This is a genomic window from Ruegeria sp. R14_0 (assembly GCF_017743975.1).
Lineage (GTDB): Bacteria > Pseudomonadota > Alphaproteobacteria > Rhodobacterales > Rhodobacteraceae > Ruegeria.
Window position 1 is genome coordinate 124,419 of record NZ_JAGHRC010000001.1, and the last position, 14,684, is coordinate 139,102.

The following is a 14,684-nucleotide window of genomic DNA, read 5'->3' on the forward strand; positions in this document are numbered from 1 at the left end:
TCGGACTGTTATGCAGATCGGCACCCGGTTAGCCTGACCGAACACCTTTGCGGAGTCTTCATTTGGAATCCCTGTTTGTACTTGTTGGATTGATTGTTCTCGCCATTCCGGTGGGCATTGTCGTGCTATTGGTAATGCACCTCCGCCTGCGCCGCCGGGTCGAACAATTGGAGCTGCGGGTTTTGGGCTTGGGCGGCGATACCCCGGTGGAAGAGGTTACACCCGAGGCTCCGACACCGCCCGCAGAAAAACCCTCTCCGTGGCCGTCCGTCAAAGCGCCCGAGGTTCCAGCGAACAAAGACGCGCCTTCTCTGGCAGTTCCGAAATCTGACCGCCTTTCTGTGTTCGGTGGGTGGCTGCGTGAAAACTGGTTCTATGCGGTCTCGGCACTGTCATTGGCGCTGGCCGGTATCTTCCTGGTGCAATACGGGGTCGAAAGCGGTGTGCTTTCGCCCGCAATGCGCGTCATTGCAGCCTTGGTTTTTGGGGCGGCGCTGATTGGTGCAGGAGAGGTGATCCGGCGCAGGTACGGAGACGATGAATCTTCGGCCACCGCCTATTTGCCATCGGTTTTTTCCGGGGCCGGGCTGGTGGCCCTGTTCGGCGGGTTGTTGGCCGCACGGCAGCTTTACGATCTGATTGGCCCGGAAACGGCGCTTGGCGCGATGATCGCTGTGGCGCTTATTGGGCTTGTTCTGGGCTGGTTTCATGGGCCTTTGCTGGCCGCAGTCGGTTTAATCGGCGCATTTGCCGCCCCGTTTGTGGTGGGCGGGGCCTCGAAAGATCCCGGCTGGGTGTATGGTTATTTCTTTGTGATTGCTGTGCTTGGCTTGGGCATCGACACCGTGCGCCGCTGGGCGTGGATATCGGTTTTGACACTTGTCGGGGCTTACACCGCAAGCCTGTTGCTGGTGCTGTCCGCGCCCCGAACCGAGCCAGCTTATCTGGTCTGTGTAACTGCGCTGGCGTTGATTGCGATCGCGATTCCGGCGCGCAGGCTTTGGCCGGATCATGGCGGGCGGATGATGACTGAGGTCATCGCAATCAAAAAGGGGGTGCAATGGCCCGAGTTTCCGACCCGCCTGGCCTTTGCTGCGGTGGCGGTCACCTCGGTCATTTTATCAGTTCACTGGGCAGATTCGGCGGCCGAGTTCTGGTTGGGGGTTGTCCTGTTGTCCGGGCTGACTGTGGCGATGATCGTCTGGGCCAATCAGGCGCGGGCCTTGCAGGACGCGACCCTGTTGCCCGCTGCCGGTCTGATCTGGTTCGTTTTGGTGCACGGTTTGGACAATGGGGCTGTCGCACGTGAGTTTGCCGAGACCTATGCCGAGACCGTCGAGGCAGATTTCCCGTGGTCCGTTACTCTGTTGGTGGCTTTGGGTGCCGTGATCTCGGCGCTTGCGGCCTGGCGATCCTTGCGAGCGACCGACCACTGGGCGCTCTGGGCCGCGGGCGCTGCGATTTTTGCACCGGGTCTTGCCATTGCGCTGGACCTCGGGTGGCACCCTGCCGAAGTTATCGGAGCTTACCCGTGGGCTCTACACGCGATTGCCTTGGCGGTGCTGATGGTCGTTCTGGCCGGGCGGTTTGCTCAGGTCGATGGCGAAAACCGCTTGCGGGCGGCCTTGGTGACTGTGTCCGCGCTGTCCAGCCTCGCTTTTGCTTGCGTCATCGTTCTAAGTTCGGCCGCCCTGACCATTGCGTTTGTTGTTCTGGTCGTCGCCGCCGCCGCTTTGGACAGGCGTTTCACACTTCCTCCGATGAGCTGGTTCATTTGGGTCGGAGTGTTCACGGTGACCGTCCGCCTTGTGCTGAATCCCGGACTGGACTGGGCTACGGAAGCCCCCATAGCAGAGATGACGCTGGTCTATGCGGCGGCTGCCATAGGATTTTTGGCTGCGTGGGTCATCCTGCGCCCGCTGGATCGTCCGGTCGCCGCCCTGCTGCTGGAAAGCGCGGCTTGGGCGACCTTTGGTATCCTGTTGACCTTGCTGTTGTTGCGCTGGCTCGAAGGCGTTGGCGAGGGTGGGGCGCATGACAGCCATTGGGGCCTTGGCCTGTTGTCTGTGATCTGGTTGCTGCTGGCCTGTGCGCAAGTAAGGCGGTTCGAATTGGGCGGCAAGCTGAACTATGCGCGGTATGGCTTGGCCTTGTTCTTTGCCGCGCATGGGCTGGTGCGCCTGGGTCAGGCACTGACCGAGGCGAACCCCTTGCTGAACGCCCAAGCGGACCCGGTGCTTGGGGCGCCGGTCCTCAACACACTTGCTGTTGCCTACCTGTTGCCTGCGGCCTTACTGGCCGTGTCAGCGGCGTGGTTGCCTGCACTGCATCCCCGGTTGCGTCAGGCCGGTTTTGGTTTGGCAGCGGCGGTGGGTGCCGTCTGGTTGGGCCTGACCATCCGCCATATCTGGCAGGGCGCGGGCGGAATGTACGAGGGTAACGGCGTCTCTCAGCCCGAGCTTTACACCTATACCATGGCGTTGCTGGTTATCGGCGCAGCGTTGTTCTACCAATCGCTCGCCCGCCGCTCCGACCTGATGCGCAAAGCGGGGTTGGTCGTCATCGGGCTGGCTGTGGCCAAGGTGTTTCTCGTCGATATCTCGGGTCTGGGCGGTCTGATCCGGGTGTTCTCGCTGCTTGCGCTTGGCCTCGCGCTGGCCGGTCTGGCCTGGCTGAACCGCTGGGCCAAGCTGCGCCATTCGCCGCAGCAGGCAGAACCTCTGGACCATTAGGCGTGGGCATCCTATAAGCGCGGCCATGTATGACCGGACGGCCATCATTATTCGAATTATATCCCCGGCGCTCTGACCACCTGAGACGCCGGGCAAAGGTGTTTGAGACTTCGCACCGACCGCTTCGATCCTAGTACGACCAGATCATCCAAAGGACGCCCCCAATGTGCGCCGACACGATCCAGACACCTGACTACAAAGACACGCTGAACCTGCCCAAAACCGACTTTCCCATGCGCGCCGGCCTGCCCAAGCGCGAGCCTGCATGGCTGGAACGGTGGGAGACAATCGGCGTCTACGACCGCCTGCGCGAGAAAGAGGGCCGCACGCCCTTTACCTTGCACGATGGCCCCCCCTACGCCAACGGCCACCTGCATATCGGCCACGCGCTGAACAAGACCATCAAGGACATGATCGTACGGTCACACCAGATGATGGGCTTCGACGCGCGATACGTGCCCGGTTGGGATTGCCACGGCCTGCCCATCGAATGGAAGATCGAGGAACAGTACCGCAAGAAGGGTAAGAACAAGGACGAGGTGAACATCGTCGACTTCCGTCAGGAATGCCGCAAGTTCGCCGAAGGCTGGATCGACGTCCAGCGCGAAGAGTTCAAGCGCCTGGGCATCACCGGCAACTGGCCCGATCCCTACATCACGATGGACTATCACGCCGAGGCCGTGATCGCCGACGAGTTCATGAAGTTCCTGATGAACGGCACGCTCTATCAGGGGTCAAAACCCGTGATGTGGTCGCCCATCGAAAAGACCGCTCTGGCCGAGGCCGAGGTCGAGTATCACGACAAGGAAAGCTTCACTATCTGGGTGAAGTTCAAAGTCGTGAACGCAGGCGATCTGGATGACGCATTTGTCGTGATCTGGACCACGACCCCTTGGACCATGCCGTCGAACAAGGCCGTTGTGTATGGCAAGGATATCTCGTACGGCCTGTACGAAGTTACTGGCGCTCCGGAGGAATGCTGGGCCAATGTGGGTGACAAATTCCTGCTGGCCGACAATCTGGCCGCCGACGTTCTGGGCCGTGCGCGTCTGAGCGACGATCAGTGGACCCGTGTTCGTGACGTGACCGCCGATGAGCTGGCAGGCGTGCAACTGACCCACCCGCTGGCCGGTGCCGAGGGCGGCAACGGTGAATGGGACGACATTCGCGACTTCCGCGCCGCTGAGTTTGTGACCGATACTGAAGGCACCGGTTTTGTTCACTGCGCGCCGTCGCACGGGATGGAAGAATTCGAACTCTATCGCGATCTGGGGATGCTGGAGCAGGTCATCACTTATAACGTGATGGACGATGGCTCATTCCGCGCTGATCTGCCGTTCTTTGGTGGTAAATTCATCCTGTCCCGCAAAGGTGGCGAGGGTGACGCGAACAAGGCGGTCATTGACAAGCTGGTTGAGGTTGGCGGGCTGCTGGCGCGTGGCAAGATCAAGCACAGCTATCCGCATTCATGGCGCTCGAAAGCGCCCATCATCTATCGCAACACGCCTCAGTGGTTCGCCTCGGTCGACCGCAAGCTGGACGATGGCATGGGCGAGATGGGGGATACCATCCGGGAACGCGCCCTGCGGTCCATCGACGAGTTGGTGAAGTGGACGCCGCAGACCGGCCGAAACCGCCTGTATTCGATGATCGAAGCCCGCCCGGACTGGGTTCTGTCGCGCCAGCGCGCCTGGGGCGTGCCGCTCACGTGCTTTACCAAAAAGGGTGCTCTGCCAACTGATGCGGATTACTTGCTGCGCAACGAAGACCTCAACGCCCGCATCAAGACGGCGTTCGAGAAAGACGGCGCAGACGTTTGGTACACTGACGGCTTCAAAGAAAAGATCCTCGACGGCATCGCCAACCCGGAGGAGTATGATCAGGTGTTCGACGTGCTGGATGTGTGGTTCGATTCCGGTTCGACCCACGCTTTCGTTCTGCGCGACCGTGAAGACGGTACCGAGGACGGCATCGCCGACGTCTACATGGAAGGCACCGACCAGCACCGCGGGTGGTTCCACTCGTCGATGCTGCAGGCCTGCGGGACCAAGGGTCGTGCGCCGTATCGCAACGTGGTGACCCATGGCTTCACGCTGGACGCCAAGGGCAACAAGATGTCCAAATCGCTGGGCAATACCATCGTACCGGAAGAGGTCGTCAAGCAATACGGCGCCGATATCCTGCGCCTTTGGGTGGCTCAGACCGACTATACCGCCGACCAACGGATCGGGCCCGAGATCCTGAAGGGCACCGCCGACAGCTATCGCCGCCTGCGCAACACCATGCGGTTCATGTTGGGTTCACTGGCGGACTTCACCGAAGCGGATCGCGTCGCGCCCGAGGATATGCCGCGTCTGGAACGCTGGGTCCTTAGCCGACTGGCCGAATTGGATGAGCAGGTGCGCAATGGCTATGCCGCATTCGACTTCCAGGGCGTGTTCAGCGCTGTGTTCAACTTTGCCACGGTCGACCTGTCGTCCTTCTATTTTGACGTCCGCAAGGACGCGCTGTACTGCGACGGAGACAACCTGCGCCGCCGCTCGGCCCGCACCGTGTTGGACATCCTGTTCCACCGCCTGACCACATGGCTGGCCCCGGTTCTGGTGTTCACCATGGAAGAGGTCTGGCTTGAGCGGTTCCCGAGTGATGACAGCTCGGTCCATCTGGTCGATTTCCCCGCCACGCCTGCGGATTGGCGGGATGCCGAACTGGAAACCAATATGGCCAAGGTCCGCCGCGTCCGCCGCGCCGTCACGGCCGCGCTTGAGGTGCAGCGTCAGGATAAGGTCATCGGCTCGAGCCTTGAGGCCGCACCGATCGTGCATGTCGACGATGCCGAGACGCGCGACCTGCTGGCGACCTTCGACGTGGATGATATGTGCATCACGTCGGGCCTGACCGTCACCGGCGATCCGGCCCCGGCCGAGGCGTTCCGCGTGCCCGAGATTGAAGGCGTCGCGGTGGTCTTTGAAAAGGCCGACGGTAAGAAATGCCAGCGCTGCTGGAAAATCCTGCCCGACGTCGGGCTGCACGCCCATCCGGGTGTTTGCGGTCGCTGTAACGACGCGTTGGGATAAACAAACAGCCCCCGGCCAGATTGGTCGGGGGTTTTTCGTTCCAAGCTTGCGTGCCGGTCGTCGATCTGAAACGCTGCTTTCATGTCGATGATTGCCGTTGAAACTCAGTTTGGCCGCCTTGGGGTTGAAGAAACCGACGGGGCCATCACGCGCCTTGTCTGGAATGGCCGTAACGAAGGCCCAACCACGCCGCTGTTGCAAGAGGCTGCCGCCCAGTTGACCGCCTATGATCAGGGGCGGTTGGATGCGTTCGACCTGCCTTACCAAGTTGACGGCTCAGAATTTCAGAGACAGGTCTGTGACCTGATGTACGCCATTCCGTTGGGCGAAACCCGAACGTATGGAGACATCGCAAAAGAGCTGGGTCAGCCTCCGCAGCCGGTGGGGCAGGCCTGCGGCGCGAACCCCATTCCCGTGATCATTCCCTGCCATCGGGTGCTGTCCGCCAATGGGCTTGGCGGGTTCTCGGGCGAGGGTGGGGTCGAGACCAAAGTGGCCCTGTTGCGCCATGAACGCGCGGCTGGGCTGCTGATCTGAACCTCGAAAACCGGTTGCAATCCCGCTGATTGAGGCCCAACCTATATCAGTTACTGAATTTGAAGGACCGCATTGCATGACTGCCAACACTGACCCGGCCGCCCGCAAAAAGGCCATCATTGACCGTCTGATGTCGCTGGAAGAACAGGAACTGGCGACTGCGCAGGCGCATTACGATGCATTTCTGAAGGACTCGCAGCTGGATGACCGCGAAGGCCATGACAAGGACGATATCGCCGCCTCGCGCGAGAACGCCGATCTGGCGGCGGCTTTTGACGCGCCGGTTCACGCCCATCACGCAAAGATCGACGTGATCGAAAACACCGATTTCGGTTTGACAGACCGGGTGCAGCCGGGCGCTGTGGTCAAGTTCAATAACCGCCGTTTCGTCGTGTGCGTTTCCACGACCCGGTTCGAGGTTGATGGCAAGACCTTTATGGGTATCTCGACCCAAAGCCCGATCTACCTGGCCATGGCGGGCCTGCAGGAAGGAGATGTGTTCACACACAACGGCACCGAGTTTGAGGTGCAGGAAATCCTGTAAGTCTCAGCCTTTGCGCGGCGGTACAATCTGCTGTGCAATTCCGGCCAGTGCCAGATACAAGCTGGTAACAACCAGTCCCCAATGCGCCCAGCTTTCGGGGTGGAAGTCGACCCAGGCAGCCCAACCGGCAAAGAAGGTCCAGGCGAATGCCATGGGCAGCGAGACGCTGCGCCAGCGTTCCGTGCGAACCGGGTGAATGAACTTGAGCGGCAGGAACATCGCCAGCGAAAGCAGCGAAACCAGCATCAGGATCACCCAGAAGTTCAGTTCGAGCGCGAAGACGACGATGACAAACATATTCCAGCAGCCCGGAAAGCCCGAGAATGAGTTGTCCTTGGTCTTCATCCGCGTGTCGGCAAAGTACATGGCGCTGGCGAAGGTGATCACGATGATGGCAAACCACCCGGTCCAGCCGTCCATCAAACCTGATTTGAACAGGGCAAAGGCCGGGATGAACACATAGGTCAGATAGTCAATGATCAGGTCCAGCAATACGCCGTCGAATTCCGGCGCGTTCTTTTTTACGTGATAGTGGCGCGCAAGGGGGCCATCGATACCATCCACGATGAACGAGATCACAAGCCACAGATACATCAGGCTCCACTTCTCTTCGACGGCGGCCAGCATGGCCAACATCGCGAAAACGGCACCGGTGGCAGTAAACAGATGTACGGAAAGGGCTTTGAGTCTAAGTGTCATTGGTGTCTCTTGGACGATGCGCGCTGCAGATGCAAACTAAAAGCCCGGTGAGCGAAAAACCCTGACGTAACTGTGTGGTTCGGGGTCAGGCTTTGGGGTGGGCGCGGTTGTAGACTTCCATCAATCGGGCCGTATCAACGGCCGTGTAGGCTTGCGTTGTGGACAGCGAGGCATGGCCTAACAGTTCCTGAATGGCGCGAAGGTCGCCGCCAGCGGACAGAAGATGGGTGGCAAAGCTGTGCCGCATGGCATGCGGAGTTGCGGTTGCGGGCAGACCCAGCTGCATGCGTGCCTTGGCCATCACGCCTTGGATCGCACGTGGGTTGAGGGCACCGCCACGCACACCACGGAACAATGCCATATCGTGCGCCTTCGGATGCGGACAAAGCTGCAAGTATCGATCCACGGCAGCACGCGCAGCCGGAAGCACCGGGACGATCCGTTCTTTTCCACCCTTGCCGACAATGCGCAGACTTTCAGGCATTGGGACGTCTGCCCCGGTCAAAGACAACGCCTCAGAGATGCGCAAACCGCAGCCATACAAAAGCGTGACGACGGCAACGTCGCGCGCCGCGACCCAGTCATTGGCTGACTGCAGTTCGACAGTGTCGATCACGGCGCGCGCGGCGTCTTCGGCCAGTGGACGGGGCAGTTTCTTGGTAAACTTCGGTGCCCGTGTGGACAGAACGGCGGTAGGCTCGAACCCTTCACGCTCGGCCAGCCAGCGGTAGAAGCTTTTGACCGCCGACAGCTTGCGCGCCAGCGACCGCGCACCGACACCTGAACTGCGTTGGTCTGCCATCCAGGCACGCATGTCGGACACAGAAATGCGCGCCAGAGCGGCCAGGCCCTGCCGTTCGCTGTGGTGCAGCGTCATGAATGACAAAAACTCGGTGACATCGCCGCGATAGGCGGTCTGCGTGTTTTCCGATCGGCCCGCTAGCGCGCTCAGACTGTCCAGCCAATGCTGTAACGCGTCGCGGCAGGCGGGTGAGATCAGGCTCACGACAACCAGTGGCGCATCGAGCGTTCGAAGACCCCGGCAAAGAAGGACAGAAGATCTGTACCCAGTTGCGGTGAAAAATGATTGCGGTCTTTGGCGCTCATCACGATCATACCGGGCAGTCGACCATCGCCCAGATCCAGTCTCAGGCAGGCCTCGGACCGCAGGTGTTCGGCGTTCGGGCCAAAGATGCGGTGCGTCGGGTGCAATATCTCGCGCAATACGACGTCGCGCGCCGGACCGCTGCGATCGAATGTCAGGTAGTTGTCCACAAAGCCGGGCTCGACCACGGACAGGACGCCATCCAGCGTGTCGATCGGCGGGTCTTCTTGCGTTGCGGTGGATTCCAGCACCAGAGTGATTTGATCCACGCGCAGGACCTCGGCCACGTCCGTACCGAGCGTGCGCAGGAATTCCTCGAAATCGGCTGGCTCCAATAGTCGGATGATGGCGCGATGCACCTGATTGGTACCTGCAAGGTTTTCGTAGGCTGCTGCGATGACCGACCTGTGTGTGTCTTCCAGTCTGTCCAGCCGTTGCTCGAGCCGCTGCATGGCGATGCCGCGCAGGTCGATTACATTGTCCCCACGCGCCTGTTCATTCGCCGTAACAAGGGCTTGCATCAGATCCTTGTCGTCCAGCACAGCGTCCGGTTCGGCCAGAATCGCGGCGCGCAAATTGTCCTTGAGTTTGGTGTTGCTGCTCATGTCCCGTCCGGTCTTTTTTTGTTGAGGGGCTTATAACACGAGTTGCAGTCTTTTCCTTGGAAAAAATGCACAAAAGCTGGATTTCATTCGGGGTGTGGCCAGCGGCTCCCGCCTGCAAAACCCTGATCACAGATCAGGGCTTGGCGGTTGGGCCGGGCGCGGCACCTATCGGTGCCGCGCGGCTGCGGATTGCATCAGAGGATTTTCTGACCGGTCTTGGCCCAGTCGGCCAGGAACGTTTCCAGGCCCTTGTCGGTCAGAGGGTGGTCGGCCAGTTTTTTGATCACGGCGGGCGGTGCGGTGATCACGTCTGCACCAATGCGGGCGCTGTCGGTGACGTGGTTCACCGAACGGATGGAGGCGGCCAGAATTTCCGTTTCGAACCCGTAGTTGTCATAGACCTGACGGATGTCGGCGATGAGATCCATACCGTCGAGGTTGATGTCGTCCAGGCGACCGATGAAGGGCGAGATGAAAGTCGCGCCCGCTTTGGCGGCCAGAATGGCCTGATTGGTCGAGAAGCAAAGCGTGACATTGACCATCTGGCCTTCGTCGCTGAGGGTTTTGCAGGTTTTCAAACCGGCCCAGGTCAGCGGAACTTTGACGGCGATGTTCGGCGCGATCTTGGCCAGCTTGCGGCCTTCGGCGATCATGTCGTCGGCCTCGGTGGCGACAACCTCGGCTGAAACGGGACCGTCGACCAGATCACAGATTTCCTTGGTCACTTCCAGAATGTCACGACCCGATTTCAGGATCAGCGAGGGGTTGGTGGTTACGCCGTCCACCATGCCCAGATCGTTCAGTTCGGCGATGGCGTCGATCTCGGCTGTGTCTACGAAGAATTTCATGAGGGCAGTCCTTTGATGGGTTGGCCTTGGTCGCGGATGGCTTTACCTCAAAGAGACCCATGCTGGAACCCCCCGCGAAGGATATGCCGTGAGCGCTAACGGATTTTTTGACCAAGGCGAGCTGGTAGCGGTGCTGACAACGCAGCCGCTGGACCGGACGCTGGACTACAAAGCGCCCGAGGGTGGGTGCTTTCTGGGCGCGTTTGTCGAGGTGCCGCTGGGACCGCGCAAGGTTTTGGGCGTGGTTTGGGGGCCGGGGCAAGGCGGGTTCGATCTGAGTAAGGCTCGGTCGGTGATCCGGGTGCTGGAGGTCGCGCCCATGCGCGAAGAGATGCGCGTGTTTCTGGGGAAGGTGGCTGATTATACGCTGACGCCGATGCCCGCGATGTTGCGCTTGGCGACCCGCGCGCCGGGTTTGGGTGATCCGCCGTCCATGCGCAAGATTTATCGTCTGGGTGAGGCGCAGCCAGAACGGATGACCGATGCGCGAACCCGCGTGCTGGAAGTTTTGCGCGACTACGGTGGATTGGCGTTCACGCTGAAGGAACTGGCCGAGCAGGCTGGCGTAACCTCGTCCGTTGTTAAAGGCTTGGTCAAGCAGGGCGCAGTGCGCGAGGAAGACAGCCCACGCGATCTGCCCTATCCGCATCTTGACCCTGACCTGCCGGGAAAAGACCTGACCGAGGATCAGGCTGCCGCCGTGGCGCGACTGCAGGCAGGGCAGCGTACCGGTGACTATGGTACGACGCTGCTGAAGGGTGTGACCGGTTCGGGTAAGACAGAGGTTTATCTTGAGGCTGTGGCCGAAGCCCTGCGCATGGGGCGTCAGGCTTTGGTTCTGCTGCCCGAGATTGCTCTGACCGCTGAATTCCTGACTCGGGTCGAGGCGCGGTTTGGCGCGCGCCCGGCCGAGTGGCACTCGGGTGCGACCATGACCGAACGCCGTCGGGTCTGGCGGATGGTCGGGCAGGGGGATGCGCAGTTGGTGGTTGGCGCGCGGTCAGCGCTCTTCTTGCCGTTTCGCGATCTCGGCCTGGTGGTGGTCGATGAAGAACACGACACCTCTTACAAACAGGAAGACGGGGTGCATTACAGCGCGCGCGACATGGCGGTTTTGCGCTCGGCCATTTGTGGCGCACGGGTGATTCTGGCCAGTGCAACGCCGTCTTTGGAAAGTTGGGCCAATGCCGAGGCTGGCAAGTACGAGCGGGTTGATCTGACCTCGCGCTTTGGCACGGCAGTGCTGCCGGACATGAAGCCGATCGACATGCGCGCTGAACAGATGCAACCGGGAACCTGGATTTCGCCGTCCCTGCGGCAAGCGGTTTGGCAACGGATTGAGAGGGGCGAGCAGTCACTGCTGTTCATCAACCGCCGCGGCTATGCGCCGGTGACCTTGTGCCGGGCCTGCGGGGAACAGATCGCCTGTGACCATTGCGACGCGCGGATGGTCGAACATCGGTTTCTGAAACGCCTGATGTGCCATCAATGCGGGGAAACCAAACCGATGCCCGAGGCCTGCCCATCCTGCGGTGTCGAGGGCAAGTTGGCCCCGGTTGGCCCGGGGATCGAACGGTTGGCTGAAGAGGCTGAGGCGACTTTCCCTGAGGCCAAGATCGCGATGCTCAGCTCAGACTTGTTCGGCTCGGCGCGGGCGCTCAAGGCCAAGATCGAAGAGATCGCCGAAGGCGATGCCGACATCATCATCGGAACGCAACTGGTCGCCAAAGGGCACAACTTTCCCAAACTGACTCTGGTTGGGGTAATCGACGCTGACCTGAGCCTGCATGGGGCCGATCTGCGCGCGGCCGAGCGGACGTTCCAACTGATGCGGCAGGTGGCAGGCCGTGCGGGGCGGGCGGACAAACCGGGGCAGGCACTGTTGCAGACCTTTCAGCCAGAACATCCGGTGATCCGCGCGATCCTGTCGGGCGATGAAGAGGGTTTCTGGAAGGCCGAAGCCGCCGGACGGCAGGCCGCAGGTGTTCCGCCTTATGGGCGTATGGCGGGGATCGTCCTGTCCGGGCCTGAGGTTGGGCCTGTTTTCGACCTCGGCAACGCCATGGCCCGCAACGATGCGCCCCTGCGCGAGGTCGGCGCGCAGGTCTTCGGGCCAGCCCCTGCCCCCATCGCGCGTATTCGGGGTAGGCACCGCGTGCGACTGCTGGTCAAAGCCCCGAAAGGAGCACCGATTCAAGACGCAATTGCGCGCTGGATCGCACCGCTGCGCTTAAAGGGTGATTTGCGTCTGACTGTGGATATCGACCCACAGAGCTTTTACTGACCTCTGCATCAACGCAGGTTGACTGTGCGCCCGCTTCTTCCCTCTCGCCAAAATCAGAAAATGGGCGTAGAGGGAGACCCATGCTGAAACCAATGCCCCTATCCGAGGCGCAGAGCCTTCCGTTCTGGCGCCGCCCTGTGACCCTCTTGTTCATGATGGCGCTGACCATGCCCATTGCGTTCAACGGTTGGAGTGCATTGCTGAACAACTTTGTCATTGAGGTGGCGAATTTCGACGGGGCCGACATTGGCCTACTACATACGGTACGGGAAATTCCCGGTTTCCTGGCCATCGGTGTGATCGCAGTGATCATATTCGTGCGCGAACAGGTGCTGGCGATGATTTCGCTGATGATGCTGGGGGTCGCAACGGCAGTGACCGCATGGTTTCCCAGTCTTGGCGGATTGCTTTTCGTTACGCTCTTCAGCTCGATCGGGTTCCACTACTACGAAACGGTGAACCAGTCGCTTCAATTGCAATGGTTGCCCAAGGATCGCGCGCCCCAAGTTTTGGGATGGCTGGTGGCCATGGGCTCGGCTGCGACGGCAGTGGTCTATGGCCTGATCGTTCTGACATGGGACCGGTTCGATCTGTCCTACAACACTGTTTTCATGGCCGCGGGCGGCGTAACGGCGCTGTTGGCGCTGTTTTGCCTGCTGGCTTACCCGCAATTTGACGCACCAACGCCGCAAACCAAAAAGCTGGTGCTGCGCAAACGCTACTGGCTGTATTACGCGCTGCAGTTCATGGCTGGGGCACGCAGGCAGATCTTCGTCGTTTTCGCGGGCTTCATGATGGTCGAGAAATTCGGCTTTGAAGTACATGAGCTGACAAGTCTCTATTTGATCAACCTCGTGATAAACATGGCCGCGGCCCCAATGTTGGGCAAAGCGGTGGCCGTGTTCGGAGAGCGTCGGACCCTGATCTTCGAATATGCCGGTCTGGCGATTGTCTTTGCAGCCTATGGCGGGATTTATTGGTTTGGTTGGGGCGTGGTCCTGGCTGCGATCCTGTATGTGATCGACCATGTTCTGTTCGCTTTGGCGTTGGCGCTGAAGACATACTTCCAAAAAATCGCGGACCCGGCTGACATTGCACCAACTGCGGCGGTCGCTTTCACCATCAACCACATTGCCGCTGTGTTCTTGCCCGCTCTTCTTGGCCTGCTTTGGGTCGTCTCGCCCGGTGCGGTCTTTGCCTTGGCCGCTGCAATGGCGATGGTTTCGTTGCTGCTGTCGCTGTTGATCCCGCGGCATCCCGAGCCCGGGAATGAGACCATCCTGACCAAGTACGCGCCTGCGCCCGCCGAATAAGCGCCGATACTTGACCTTGGCGGGCCATCGCCATAGGCGCTGTGTCAACTGATACAGGAGGCCCCCATGCCCACATTCACCGCGCTGACCACTCTGACCGGTAAGAAAGCCGCCGAAGGGCTGGGCGAAGCGATGGAGCGTCTTGAGCCGGAACCCACAGGGGTTGGTGTGTTTGAAGTCGAAGATGGCTCGGGCCTGTGGGAGGTCGGCGGCTATTTCACGGAAACCCCGGACGAGACCGCGCTGGCCGTTTTGGCCGCCGCGTTCGAGGCGAAACCGTTTGTGGTCTCGGAGCTGCCCGAAACTGATTGGGTTGCCCATGTGCGCCGCGAATTGGCCCCCGTCGAGGCCGGACGGTTCTTTGTCTACGGCAGCCACGATGCCGACAAGCTGCCTGAAGGGCGCATTCCGCTGCTGATCGAGGCTGCGATGGCCTTTGGTACCGGCCACCATGGCACCACATTGGGTTGCCTGAAGGCGTTGGATCATCTGCTGAACCAGGGATTCACAGCCAGCAAAGTGGCCGATATCGGCTGTGGGACGGCTGTTCTGGCCATGGCAGCCGCGCGGGTCTGGGACGGCGAAATCATCGCCAGCGATATCGACCAAGTGGCAGTTGATGTGGCCGAAGCCAACCTGAAGGCCAACGGAATGGCCGGCCAGGTCCGATGTGTTGAGGCGGCAGGATTTGACCATCCCGAACTTGCGGCCGCTGCGCCCTATGACCTGATTTTTGCCAACATCCTCAAAGGTCCGCTGGTTGCTTTGTCCCCGGAAATCGCCGCGAATCTGCGAGTCGGTGGGTACGCCATTCTGTCGGGAATCCTTAACGAACAGGCCGATGACGTGGTTTCCGTTTATTTGCAAAACGGGTTCAATCTTGATGAAACCAACCAAATTGGTGAATGGACGACGCTAATATTAAGCAAACAGGGCTAAA

General features: G+C 60.4%; 11 protein-coding genes. 7 read left to right on the forward strand and 4 right to left on the reverse strand.

Annotation, left to right across the window (positions count from 1 at the left end; genetic code table 11):
• Positions 1-62 precede the first annotated feature (62 nt).
• From J7416_RS00600 to J7416_RS00615, 4 genes are all read left to right on the forward strand, one after another.
• Positions 63-2,732: a DUF2339 domain-containing protein gene (locus J7416_RS00600; RefSeq protein ID WP_209222121.1), complete on the forward strand. Its 2,670-nt coding sequence runs from the start codon at positions 63-65 to the stop codon at positions 2,730-2,732.
• A gap of 164 nt (positions 2,733-2,896) precedes the next feature.
• Positions 2,897-5,809 carry an isoleucine--tRNA ligase gene (gene ileS, locus J7416_RS00605; RefSeq protein ID WP_209222123.1) on the forward strand — a complete coding sequence of 971 codons (2,913 nt, stop codon included), beginning with the start codon at positions 2,897-2,899 and terminating at the stop codon, positions 5,807-5,809.
• Positions 5,810-5,890: 81 nt separating this feature from the next.
• Positions 5,891-6,346: a methylated-DNA--[protein]-cysteine S-methyltransferase gene (locus tag J7416_RS00610; protein ID WP_209222125.1), complete on the forward strand. Its 456-nt coding sequence runs from the start codon at positions 5,891-5,893 to the stop codon at positions 6,344-6,346.
• Between the two features lie 76 nt (positions 6,347-6,422).
• Entirely contained in the window at positions 6,423-6,890 is a 468-nt protein-coding gene (locus tag J7416_RS00615) for a hypothetical protein (protein ID WP_209222127.1), read from the forward strand.
• A 3-nt stretch (positions 6,891-6,893) separates the two neighbouring features.
• On the opposite strand, the gene J7416_RS00620 is transcribed toward J7416_RS00615, so the two are convergent.
• The 4 genes from J7416_RS00620 to fsa form a co-directional block, all read right to left on the reverse strand.
• Complete coding sequence (locus J7416_RS00620; protein ID WP_209222129.1) at positions 6,894-7,589, reverse strand: CDP-alcohol phosphatidyltransferase family protein; 696 nt, start codon at positions 7,587-7,589, stop codon at positions 6,894-6,896.
• Between the two features lie 85 nt (positions 7,590-7,674).
• The gene (locus J7416_RS00625) at positions 7,675-8,595 is read right to left on the reverse strand and encodes a tyrosine recombinase XerC (RefSeq protein ID WP_209222131.1); all 921 of its coding nucleotides are present in this window, start codon (positions 8,593-8,595) and stop codon (positions 7,675-7,677) included.
• The gene (locus J7416_RS00630) at positions 8,592-9,299 is read right to left on the reverse strand and encodes a DUF484 family protein (protein ID WP_209222134.1); all 708 of its coding nucleotides are present in this window, start codon (positions 9,297-9,299) and stop codon (positions 8,592-8,594) included. Before J7416_RS00630 ends, J7416_RS00625 begins: the two co-directional genes overlap by 4 nt.
• Positions 9,300-9,493: 194 nt before the next feature.
• Positions 9,494-10,147, reverse strand: coding sequence for a fructose-6-phosphate aldolase (fsa, locus tag J7416_RS00635; protein WP_170404077.1), 654 nt, complete (start codon positions 10,145-10,147; stop codon positions 9,494-9,496).
• A gap of 88 nt (positions 10,148-10,235) precedes the next feature.
• Between fsa and J7416_RS00640 the strand changes: the two genes are divergently transcribed.
• From J7416_RS00640 to J7416_RS00650, 3 genes are all read left to right on the forward strand, one after another.
• Positions 10,236-12,431: a primosomal protein N' gene (locus tag J7416_RS00640; RefSeq protein ID WP_209222136.1), complete on the forward strand. Its 2,196-nt coding sequence runs from the start codon at positions 10,236-10,238 to the stop codon at positions 12,429-12,431.
• 80 nt (positions 12,432-12,511) lie between these two features.
• A complete protein-coding gene (locus tag J7416_RS00645) occupies positions 12,512-13,744 on the forward strand; it encodes an MFS transporter (RefSeq protein ID WP_209222138.1) in 1,233 nt (410 codons plus the stop codon).
• Between the two features lie 66 nt (positions 13,745-13,810).
• Positions 13,811-14,683, forward strand: a complete 873-nt coding sequence (locus J7416_RS00650; RefSeq protein WP_209222140.1) for a 50S ribosomal protein L11 methyltransferase — start codon at positions 13,811-13,813, stop codon at positions 14,681-14,683.
• The last annotated feature ends 1 nt before the right edge of the window (position 14,684 follow it).

Bases quoted from the DNA above. Each gene is read 5' to 3' on its own strand.
- ileS (WP_209222123.1), top strand. From the start codon at position 2,897: ATGTGCGCCGACACGATCCAGACACCTGACTACAAAGACACGCTGAAC.
- J7416_RS00610 (WP_209222125.1), top strand. From the start codon at position 5,891: ATGTCGATGATTGCCGTTGAAACTCAGTTTGGCCGCCTTGGGGTTGAA.
- J7416_RS00615 (WP_209222127.1), top strand. From the start codon at position 6,423: ATGACTGCCAACACTGACCCGGCCGCCCGCAAAAAGGCCATCATTGAC.
- J7416_RS00620 (WP_209222129.1), bottom strand. From the start codon at position 7,589: ATGACACTTAGACTCAAAGCCCTTTCCGTACATCTGTTTACTGCCACC.
- J7416_RS00630 (WP_209222134.1), bottom strand. From the start codon at position 9,299: ATGAGCAGCAACACCAAACTCAAGGACAATTTGCGCGCCGCGATTCTG.
- fsa (WP_170404077.1), bottom strand. From the start codon at position 10,147: ATGAAATTCTTCGTAGACACAGCCGAGATCGACGCCATCGCCGAACTG.
- J7416_RS00645 (WP_209222138.1), top strand. From the start codon at position 12,512: ATGCTGAAACCAATGCCCCTATCCGAGGCGCAGAGCCTTCCGTTCTGG.
- J7416_RS00650 (WP_209222140.1), top strand. From the start codon at position 13,811: ATGCCCACATTCACCGCGCTGACCACTCTGACCGGTAAGAAAGCCGCC.